This window comes from Herminiimonas contaminans (assembly GCF_015645465.1).
Taxonomy (GTDB): Bacteria; Pseudomonadota; Gammaproteobacteria; order Burkholderiales; family Burkholderiaceae_D; genus Oxalicibacterium; species Oxalicibacterium contaminans.
Genome location: NZ_JADOEL010000029.1, coordinates 1 through 10,148, shown reverse-complemented (window position 1 = coordinate 10,148; position 10,148 = coordinate 1). Strand labels below are relative to the sequence as shown.

Annotated in this window: 11 protein-coding genes; 6 read left to right on the top strand and 5 right to left on the bottom strand. The window is 50.3% G+C overall.

Annotated elements, in window-relative coordinates; all coding sequences use genetic code 11:
* The 4 genes from IXC47_RS19610 to IXC47_RS18865 form a co-directional block, all read left to right on the top strand.
* A partial coding sequence (locus tag IXC47_RS19610) for an IS3 family transposase (RefSeq protein ID WP_326838431.1) occupies window positions 1-95 on the top strand: 95 nt, incomplete at its 5' end.
* Between the two features lie 56 nt (window positions 96-151).
* Window positions 152-1,363 carry a hypothetical protein gene (locus IXC47_RS18875; RefSeq protein ID WP_195876711.1) on the top strand — a complete coding sequence of 404 codons (1,212 nt, stop codon included), beginning with the start codon at window positions 152-154 and terminating at the stop codon, window positions 1,361-1,363.
* Window positions 1,353-2,494, top strand: a protein-coding gene (locus IXC47_RS18870) for an IS3 family transposase (RefSeq protein ID WP_195876710.1) whose coding sequence is annotated in 2 segments (ribosomal slippage) — window positions 1,353-1,608 and window positions 1,608-2,494 — 1,143 coding nt in all. Because the reading frame shifts where the segments join, the coding sequence is not laid out codon by codon here. Before IXC47_RS18875 ends, IXC47_RS18870 begins: the two co-directional genes overlap by 11 nt.
* A gap of 11 nt (window positions 2,495-2,505) precedes the next feature.
* Complete coding sequence (locus IXC47_RS18865) at window positions 2,506-2,766, top strand: hypothetical protein (protein WP_195876709.1); 261 nt, start codon at window positions 2,506-2,508, stop codon at window positions 2,764-2,766.
* A gap of 93 nt (window positions 2,767-2,859) precedes the next feature.
* On the opposite strand, the gene IXC47_RS18860 is transcribed toward IXC47_RS18865, so the two are convergent.
* Window positions 2,860-3,045: a hypothetical protein gene (locus tag IXC47_RS18860; RefSeq protein ID WP_195876708.1), complete on the bottom strand. Its 186-nt coding sequence runs from the start codon at window positions 3,043-3,045 to the stop codon at window positions 2,860-2,862.
* Between the two features lie 60 nt (window positions 3,046-3,105).
* Here IXC47_RS18860 and IXC47_RS18855 point away from each other — a divergent pair, with 60 nt between their 5' ends.
* Window positions 3,106-3,579 carry a 3'-5' exoribonuclease gene (locus tag IXC47_RS18855; protein WP_195876707.1) on the top strand — a complete coding sequence of 158 codons (474 nt, stop codon included), beginning with the start codon at window positions 3,106-3,108 and terminating at the stop codon, window positions 3,577-3,579.
* 121 nt (window positions 3,580-3,700) lie between these two features.
* Here the strand turns inward: IXC47_RS18855 and IXC47_RS18850 are convergent, their stop codons facing one another.
* From IXC47_RS18850 to IXC47_RS18840, 3 genes are all read right to left on the bottom strand, one after another.
* Window positions 3,701-5,629 (bottom strand): cytochrome c/FTR1 family iron permease, encoded by a 1,929-nt coding sequence (locus IXC47_RS18850; RefSeq protein ID WP_195876706.1) that lies wholly within the window; start codon window positions 5,627-5,629, stop codon window positions 3,701-3,703.
* A 108-nt stretch (window positions 5,630-5,737) separates the two neighbouring features.
* The gene (gene lspA / locus IXC47_RS18845; RefSeq protein WP_195876705.1) at window positions 5,738-6,826 is read right to left on the bottom strand and encodes a signal peptidase II; all 1,089 of its coding nucleotides are present in this window, start codon (window positions 6,824-6,826) and stop codon (window positions 5,738-5,740) included.
* On the bottom strand, window positions 6,823-9,228 hold the full coding sequence (locus tag IXC47_RS18840; protein WP_195876704.1) for a cation-translocating P-type ATPase: 2,406 nt from the start codon (window positions 9,226-9,228) through the stop codon (window positions 6,823-6,825). The genes lspA and IXC47_RS18840 overlap by 4 nt, the downstream gene beginning before the upstream one ends.
* Window positions 9,229-9,312: 84 nt before the next feature.
* Between IXC47_RS18840 and cadR the strand changes: the two genes are divergently transcribed.
* A complete protein-coding gene (gene cadR, locus IXC47_RS18835) occupies window positions 9,313-9,750 on the top strand; it encodes a Cd(II)/Pb(II)-responsive transcriptional regulator (RefSeq protein WP_195876703.1) in 438 nt (145 codons plus the stop codon).
* A gap of 301 nt (window positions 9,751-10,051) precedes the next feature.
* On the opposite strand, the gene IXC47_RS18830 is transcribed toward cadR, so the two are convergent.
* Window positions 10,052-10,148, bottom strand: a 97-nt coding sequence (locus IXC47_RS18830) for an IS3 family transposase (RefSeq protein ID WP_195876350.1), incomplete at its 5' end; no start/stop codon positions are given.

Here is a 10,148-nt window from a genome sequence, read left to right as displayed (position 1 = left end):
ACATTCGCTTTTACAATCATCATCGCCGCCATTCGACATTAGGGTATTTGACCCCAGCGGAATTCGAGCAGCGCCAATTAGCACTCAGTGCTTAACCTTGTGTCCATTGAGGCCGGGACAGACCAATGGTCATGGAATCAAAGGGCTCGATATGTGGAGTCGTAGAGAGGCCGTAGCTACGGCATTACCACTGGACCTTTGGCCGAAAGTGCAAAAAGCAGCCTTGAGGTCTGAAGATGTCGAGAAGTACGAGAGCAATGAATTGGCAATGCGTCTCTATTTCGAATACCAGTCCGTAAAATTTATTACCGAAAGAACCGGTATTGCAGCCGCGAGTCTCCCACGCATGGCGCGCAAATGCTTGGGAATTGCATCTGACGGAAAGATATTCGGCTTTCGGGCACTGGTACCACATGTTCGGATCGAACCATATAGGCGTCGCGCGCCATTAGGGAGGAAATTTGGCGAGCAGCAAGGTGGCCAAACCGGTGCGCTTGGCATGATGTTGGATCGCTTTCCTGAATTAGAAGAAAAACTTACTCGCTTCATCAGGCAAGATGCAAAGTACAAAGATGTTCCAGAATTTCGACTGCGATCTCGCGACCTGCATAAACTTTTTATTAAGGCTATCCAAGAGTACGGGGTGAGTGCTTCCGAGTGGCCTTTTACAACCAAACATCGCGGGATTAAATCCATCCGTAGTTTTATGCGTGATGTCTTAGACCGAAACTTTAAGCGCGCTGTAAATATCAGGGAGGGGGCAGCTGCGAAAGCACACCTTAATGTTGGTACAGGGCACGCGCCATTTTTGTATTTCAGTGAACCTTATGATGTGGTGGAAATAGACGCATATCGAATTGACTGTCATTCAACTGTAACTTTTCGCACTCCAGAAGGAACTGAGAGAGATCTACTTCTGGACAGACTGTGGTTGATTGCAGTGGTAGAGGGTGCTTCCGCAGCTATATTGTCCTACTTGGTCGTGTATAGGAGCGAAGTAACGAAAGAAGACGTGATTAAAGTTGTACGCGATGCCATCACAAAAAAATGGCATCCAATAGAGCTTACTGTTGACGGGCTGAATTACCCTCCCGATGCTGGACTGCCAAGCGGAATTATAGAGAGGGCTTATGGCGCGCTTTGGAGCGTCACTAAGCTTGATGGTGCATTGGCGCACTTGGCGCAACCGGTTCATGAGAATCTGCGGAAAGGCCTAGGATTCGTCATTAATTGGGGAGCAGTAGCTCATTTTGAGAGGCGAGATAGTGTTGAGCGCACGTTTGGTCAAATTGGCCTTCCCCCATCAGGACGGACACTTTCGATAGGTATGATGTCCCTATCGGAGGTATTACATGGCACGTGAAAGACGGTTGTTTTCTGAAGAGTTTAAGCGCGAGGCAGTCAAGCTGGTAGGCCAGCCTGGCGCGAGCAAGGCGGGTATCGCTCGCGACCTTGGCCTTGGTGCCAATTTATTGGCGCGCTGGTGCCGAGAGGCCAGCGTCGATGGGCAAGTCAATGGCGGCGATAAGGTTTCCAGTCAAGAGTACGAGCGTATGCGGCGCGAGTTGAGCAAGGTAAAGACGGAGCGCGATATATTAAAAAAGGCGCTCGGCTACTTCGCAGCCGACCTCAAGTGAAGTACGGCTTTATCGCCAAATACCGAACCATTTGGCCCACGCGAACTATGTGCCGCCTGCTTGGTGTATCGAGCAGCGGCTTCTACGATTGGCTCGACCGGCCAATGAGTCAGAATGAGCGCGACAATATTCAGCTGCTGCAGGCCATCAAGCACAGTCACCAAGCCAGCGATAACACATACGGTTCCCCGCGCGTGGTGCGAGACCTTATCGACGCCGGCTTTGCTTGCAGCGAGAACCGCGTGGCGCGACTGATGAAGACTGCCGGCATCAAAGCACGGCACAAACGCCGCCGCGCGCCAGGACAGTTTCAAACGGCGATACATGCCATTGCACCGAATCTGCTGGACCGTCAGTTTGAAGCGACGGGACCGAATCAGAAATGGGCGGCAGACTTTACTTATGTCTGGACTGGCGAAGGCTGGCTGTTTGTCGCGGTTGTCCTCGATTTATATTCCCGACGGGTCGTAGGCTGGTCGATGCAACCGACGATGACGGCACAACTGGTGATGGATGCATTGCTGATGGCAGTCTTTCGCCGGGGCCGTCCCCAAGCCGTGCTACATCACTCCGACCAAGGCTCTCAATACACCAGTGAGGACTTCCAGCGCTTGCTTGAGTCTCACGGCATCGTATGCAGCATGAGCCGTCGCGGGAATTGCTGGGATAACGCCGCAATGGAAAGTTTCTTCTCGACTCTCAAGACCGAACGCCTGAGCAAAAAGCACTATCGGACCAGAGATAATTTACGCGCCGACGTGTTCGACTATATAGAAAGATTCTACAATCCACGTCGGCGACATTCCACCATCGGCTATCTCAGCCCAGTACAGTTTGAAAATCTAAAATGCGCCTAACGGAAGTGTCCGTGACGTTGGGGGAAGGCCAAATCGCCGACAAGCTGTTTAAACGACTGCCATCCACAACTGGAAGTAATCCGCATAGTGGTTGTGCGCCCGATGCGCAGAAAAAAGCGTTAAAGCACAAAATTAGGGCTGCAGAAGTGGCTGAATTATTGGATGTAACGATCGCTCAACATAATGCCACGCCGAATTCAGGCCTTTCAAGTTTATCTCCATTGCAGTACCTACAATATCACCTAGAAGGTGAAGTTCCGCTTTGCACATGAGTATTCGCATAAAACTTGCCACTCATGCGCATCCTAAAATTGCCACCTATCCGCATCTGAAACCTGCCACCAATTCGCATTTCAACTTTGCCACTATTCAGTAGGCACTATCCGTTTATTACTTTTAGCATCTAACTCAGCAAGCGTCGCATAATCCTTGCTGCCAAACTCACGACCGACCGGCACAAGATTAAGCCATGCTTCTGCTTCAGTAGTTCGCTTTTTTACAGTTAAAATTAATTTTTCATATAGCCTGTGTTTTTGATTTTTTCTTATCATTTTTTATCTTCTGTAAAGTGTTCTTTTATCTATTTGAATATGATTGTTTAGGAAGCCTGTATGAATGTATTTTTGGATACTGAATTCACTGAATTCACTGAATTTCGCGACTCACATCTCATAAGTTTAGGTATGGCATCAGAGTACGGCGAAGATTTCTATGCTGAAGTGCCATATCCAGATCATGCTTGTTCCGCGTTTGTGCGCGAGGTTGTAATACCTCTACTGCGGAAAATACCGAATTCATACTTTACGAAAGATAATCTTCATTTAGAAATTATCAAATGGCTTGAAATCGTCCGTCGTAACAAAGAAGATGTTTATATCTGTGTAGATTATCAAACAGATTGGGATTTGTTTTGTGATGCATTGGATCATCGCGTACCTTCTTGGTGTCACTTCAAGTTGGTGGACAACGAGATTGTCGAGCTTATGCTTTATGATTTTTTTAAACACTCGGGCTTGCCCGAGCATCATGCTCTCTACGATGCGCAGGCAAATCGACACGCATATCGTCCGCGTCAGAAAATATAGAAAACTCGCTACCAAAAAGTTACAAACATGGCTGGATAAACTTCGTAAGTTGGATTTCTATGACGCTCCGCTAGCAATTGAGTCGCAAAATCGATTGCTAGCTATCCGCAGTCTTATTCTTCTATTTTTTAGCTGAACGGATGTTGTAAATAACGCTCGCGATAACGATCATCACTATCAGCATCTGGGCAACGACCGTTTGCGTAGTTGGGTAAATACCGAGTAACTCGATCTGTGGGAACGGGATTGTGGAGATCTCGAAAACACCAACCTTCTGCAATGCGGCCACGCCTTTACCGACCATGACGAAAGCCAGTATTGCCACTAGGGCTGAGCTGGCGGCAAAGAATTTTCCAATCGGCAGACGAGCTGAAGTACGAAGCAGAACAAAAGCAACCACAGCCAGGATCAGAATTGCGGCACCCATACCGAGCAACATATATCCGCCGTTTCCACCTGTCCAAAGCGCTGCATAGAAAAGGACTGTCTCAAAAACCTCGCGATAGACCGTGACAAATGACAGGAGGAAAAGCATCATCGCTGATCGACGATTGAGCGCCGACGACAGCTTATCCCTGACATATGCCTGCCAACGTCCCGCCATGCTCTTTTGATGCATCCATATCCCAACACCAAGAAGAACGACCGCCGCGAATATTGCTGAGAATCCTTCGGTCATCTCGCGACTCGCGCCGCTTAGATCGACCAGGTAAGTCGCCACGGCCCATGTGACGACCCCACCGGCCAATGCCACAACCCAACCTGCATGGACATATACCAGCACATCACGCCGATCTGCTTTTTTCAAAAATGCGACCATAGCGACGACCACCAGCAACGCTTCCAGTCCTTCGCGCAAAAGAATGGTGAAGGCACCAAGGAATGTTGCAAGCGGATCATCTGTAGCGGTGGTTAATGCGTCTTGCGCTTGGGTCAGCTTTACTTGCAATTGCTGTTCCGCGTTTTTGGCTTCGTCAAGTTGACCACGATTCACGATAGCGCGGAAAGCTCCCATGCCCTTTTCCAAATCATTGAACAATTCTTTATTTTTGGCAGCCAGCGCCGGTTCCGCAATTTCAAAACCATCCAGATAGGCAGAAAGAGCAAGTCGAGATGCGTTTGCTTTGTCGCCTGCTTGCAATGCTTGCACGCTCTCTGACAAGCGCTTCTTCGCCAATGCAAGGCTATCCTCGTTAGAGGCCATCAATTGGCCTGGCTCGCTGCGGAGATGCGCCAAGATCGGACGTGCGCTAGATGCTATCTGCTTTTCCAAACCTGATTCAGTGGCTTGCGTTAGGGCGTTGATATTTGGTACCGCATTGTGGAGCGATTTATTTTCAGTCCATGATTTCTTACCAGCCGCACGATCAGCATCGGTATAAGACATGGTGGATGCAAAAAAAGCGATAGCCCAACGATCATCTTCAGACAGTTGAGCAAAACTTGGCATAGAGGTGCCAGCAACACCGTGGGAAATAATCTGCTGCAGCGAAAAGACACTTCGCTCTTTTGCACGTTCTTTGTCCGACAAAGCGATCGGAGGAGGATTCAAACTTTTAGCAAGCGGACCGTCGCCGTTTCCTGCAGCACCATGGCATGAAGCGCAATTTGCTTGATACAGCGCTCCGCCTTTTTTGAGATCAGGTACCTGCGTTGGTGAAAGTGGCACCGGGTATACTTTGAGTACTTCAGCTGCCAACGATCTCGCTTGATTGCCTACTTCATTAGGCGAAGCTTTGGCAGCAATCATGTTTCGCAGCTTGCCTGCTTGTGCAACCAATTTCGCGCTGAGGTCTGTTTTGGGTAACTCGGATAACTGCTTTTCCGCGTTCGCCGAGAATTCCTGCATCTCGCCATATTCGTCTTTGCTGACAATTACGCCATTCTGTACGGCTGCGCCGTAATCAACTGCCAAGTAATCCAGCACTTGCCATACTTGTTTGGCCTTTTCTTGAGTTGTCGTATCTTGGGCATTAGCAGAAATAACATTGGTTGAAAGGACCAAGAAAACGGCAGTAATGAAAAGGCTAAACTTTGAACGGGTATGCATGATAAGTATAAAAATGAGAATGATTCACATTCTAAGGTTGAATCGTTTGTATGAAAAGAAAGGACGTAAATTTGTCGTATGACTGTATTGATTAACAGCAAAACTGACCTACGATTTCAAATACGTGTGACGCTCAGTTTTGCTGGTTGCTTTGCCTTGGGTTAGTGCGCTCATGATAAGTAAGGCCGCTCCTGACGCAATGGCGACATCGGCAAAGTTGAAGGCAGGCCAGTGCAAGTTCTGCCAATGGAAATCGAGGAAGTCTACGACCTGTCCACGGAACAGGCGATCAGCGACATTTCCAAGCGCCCCACCTAGAATTAGGCTGTATCCCAGAGCTTCGAGGCGTGGTAACCCTTGTTTCAGCATGCGCATCAGCCATGCCGAAACTGCCAAGCCAAGGATGATGAAGAAGTAGCGTTGCCAACCGCCTGCGTTTGCCAGAAAGCTGAACGCAGCCCCCGGATTCAGCACATGAACAAAATTAAAAAATGGCGTTACTTCAACCTGTTCGCCATAGGCATAAGTGAGGACGATGACCAGCTTTGCGAACTGGTCAGCTATGAAGGCACAAACCGCCACCGCATACCAGACCAAAACCAACTTGTGACGAGCCGCATGCCACGCGGGAGCAGCAAGCGATATCAGCCGTCCGGCCAGAACGATACTGCCCAGTCCGAGGCACCAGCCCGTCAGCACATCGGCTGGGAAATGCATTCCAGCAGCAATACGCGACCAGCCAACCAAAACAGCATAGAGCACCAAGCCGATGCGGCCACGGCGACTCACCAAAGGCCAAAGCACGCCGAGAACTAATGCCGAATAAGTCGCATGCCCGCTTGGCAGACTATAGTTTTGTTCACGCTCACCGATAACCCGTACTAATTCGCCGAGAACGATGGATGGACGTGGGAAATCGAACCCCAGTTTTAATACAGTGGCGGCTAGCAATCCCAGCAGAAAGGCCAAAATAAAGCCACTAAGACGGTTCGAAATTGTATTTGCGCGATCTGGATCGGTTTCTTCTTTCGACCACCACCACAGTCCCACCAGTATCAAAGGAGCTGTCCAATAGCTTCCGAAAAAGCTAAAGAACGATGCCAGAGGCGCGAGTGTGGCAGGTGTTCCAGTGTTAACCGCTTGGAACAACGTAACGTTCCAACCAAACCAGTCATAGAAAATGAATTTCCAGTTCATCGGCGCAACAACCTCAAGCCGTTGCCTACGACAAGCAAGCTAGCTCCCATGTCGGCAAATACAGCCATCCACATGGTCGCCTGGCCAGTAAAAGTAAGTGCCAGAAACACTGCTTTAATGCCCAGTGCCAGCACAATGTTTTGCATCAGCACCTGAGCAGTCGCACGCGAAAGGCGCACGAAAGCTGGAATCTTGCGCAGGTCATCGTCCATTAGGGCCACGTCTGCGGTCTCTATGGCAGTGTCGGTACCAGCGGCTCCCATTGCAAATCCGATATCAGCGCGCGCCAGCGCCGGGGCATCATTGATACCGTCACCAACCATGCCGACTTTGCCTGTCTGCGCCAACTGTTCAACCTCGCGCAGTTTGTCCTCGGGCAGCAAATTGCCATGTGCACGATCGATGCCGGCTTGCGTAGCAATTGCCTGTGCCGTGTGCGCGTTGTCGCCTGTCAGCATCATGGTGCTGATGCCAAGTGCATGCAGCTCGGCGATTGCGCTTCGGCTACTGTCCTTGATTGTGTCAGCCACCGCGATAAGAGCCTGCGCACCTTTTGGTCCCACCAGTATTACTACTGTTTTTCCTTCCCTTTCCATTGCTTCGAGACGTTGCTCCAATTCAGGGTGGCAATGCTCCAGCTCTTCAAGCATCCGATGGTTACCAAGGTGATAGACCATACCGTCAATGCTGCCGCGAACCCCACGACCAGGTAGTGCAGCAAACTCGGCAACTTCATGTAGTACAACCACGTCGTCTTTCGCGGCTTGCGCCACGGCTTTAGAAACGGGGTGGTCAGAACGTGCAGCGAGACTGGCGGCAATCCTACGACTGTCGGCAGGCGGTTCATCGCCCCATGACACAAAATCGGTTTGCGCTGGTTTGCCATGCGTTATCGTGCCGGTCTTGTCTAGTGCAAGCCAGCGCAGTTTGCGGCCTTCTTCCAGATAAACGCCACCCTTGATGAGGATGCCTTGACGCGCAGCAGCGGCAAGACCGCTGACGATAGTGACTGGCGTTGAAATTACCAAGGCGCACGGACAGGCGACAACCAGCAAAACCAGCGAACGGTAAACCCAGTCAAGCCATGTCGCCCCCATGAAAATCGGGGGAATGAGAGCAACCGCTACCGCCACGCCAAACACGACTGGCGTGTACCAGCGTGCAAACTGATCAACGAAGCGTTGGGTCGGTGCGCGACTGCCTTGAGCAGCTTCTACTGCGTGAATAATGCGAGCCAATGTGGAGTCGCTGGCCACAGCCGTAACGCGATACTCGAATGAGCCGGATTCGTTGATGGTAGCTGCGAAGACCTGATCGCCGGGTGCTTTTTCAACCGGCAGGCTTTCACCAGTGATCGGTGCTTGGTTGATCGTAGAGCGTCCTTCCAGCACTTCGCCATCGAGGGCGATGCGCTCACCTGGCTTGACTCGAACCCTGCTGCCAATGGCTACTTGTTTTGCTTCCTCTTCGCGCCAAGAACCATCCGACTGCTGCACCGTTGCCTGTTCCGGCGCAAGATCGAGTAAACTACGAATAGCATTGCGCGCACGGTCCAGAGACTTAGCCTCAATCACCTCGGCCAAGGTGAACAGCACCATCACCATTGCCGCTTCCGGCCAGTGTCCGATCAGCATCGCCCCCGTGACCGCTATCGACATTAAGGCGTTCATATTTAGGCTGCGGTTCTTGAGCGCAATCCAGCCTTTTTTGTACGTCGAAAGGCCCCCGGTGAAGATAGCGACAAGCGCAAGCGCGACGACTGCCCAATGGTTACCACTGTGATACCAGTAGACGGCTTCCGCAGCCATTGCAGCCACCAAAGAAATGCCAAGCGGCCACCATTTCGTCGGCGTGTCAGTTGCACCCGCTGGCGTTGAGGCGGCTTCCTGCGTATCGAGCACTTGCGCTTCGAAGTTCAGAGATTCCAGCGCGGACAATACTTCCGGCAAGTTATGCGCAACATGACTCACTGACAGCGTGCGCTGTATCAGGTTGAAATCGAGATTGGTCACCCCATCCACCGTTGAAAGCTTTTTGCGGATCAGCGCTTCTTCCGTTGGACAATCCATCTTTGCGATGACCAGCTTGGTCGTCTGCTCACCAGAAGCTTTATCCATGCGTACGGCTTGCATACCTATGGACTTCAAGGCTTGTTCCACCGGGACCAGCGATGGCAGTTCGTGCCGTACGGACAAGATGCGCTGCATTAGATTGAAATCAAGGTCGAGCACACCCGGCATCACAGCCAGCTTACCCCTGATCAACGCCTCTTCCGTGGGGCAATCCATATTCTGGATGCGGTAGACGGCTAGAGTCTGTCCAGCCGTTAGCTCAACTTGCTCAGTAGTTTGACTGGTTGGCACGGTTGAACAGCCGCATCCCTTTGAACTGCAATCGCTCATAGCTATTCCTTCCTGTAGATTTCTATATTGCTCATTAGAGACCCTATAGGTACTATAGAGTCAAGTATTAAATGAGGATGAGATATGGAAATTAAGATCGGTGAACTTGCCAAACGCACCAGATGTGAGATTGTCACCATCCGCTACTACGAAAAGGAGGGGCTACTTCCAAAGCCTGCGCGCAGCGACGGCAATTTTCGGCTATATGGTGACGCACACGTTGAACGATTACAGTTCATCCGCCACTGTCGTTCGCTCGACATGAAACTTGGAGAAATCCAGGCATTGCTGGACTTCCGAGACAATCCAAATCAGGATTGCGGCGAAGTCAATGCACTTTTGGATATGCATATTCAACAGGTTAAGGCACGCGTCGAAGCGCTATTGAACCTAGAGAAAAATTTGACCGTTTTACGTGAGAGATGCTCAGGCGCTAGACATGTAGAAGCTTGCGGTATTCTAAAGGGGCTGACAGATTGTTCTTGCCATTCAGTTTCGGCAGTAAGTTCGTTTGCAACTTGATCTGCCGACCGCTTTATTAATGAGCAAAAAAACTGCCAAGGTGCGCATTGTTAAGAGGCGTGGCAGTTATGTTCGTATCAACGACATCTTAAATGCTTTGATGGCGCAACACGTCAGTCAATATTTGAGTCGTTTGAGTACAGATGATGTCTTTCGGATACTTGACACACTAGAGATCAAGGAATGATCTTCTTGCTAGGTTTTTTTGCTGTTGCACCTTTAATCTTTCTGAGTGATTCTCCGCTTAACTGCAAAGTGTAAGAGCTGTGGGTGGTCTGTCCCGGCCTCAATGGACACAAGGTTAAGCACTGAGTGCTAATTGGCGCTGCTCGAATTCCGCTGGGGTCAAATACCCTAATGTCGAATGGCGGCGATGATGATTGTAAAAGCGAATGTAG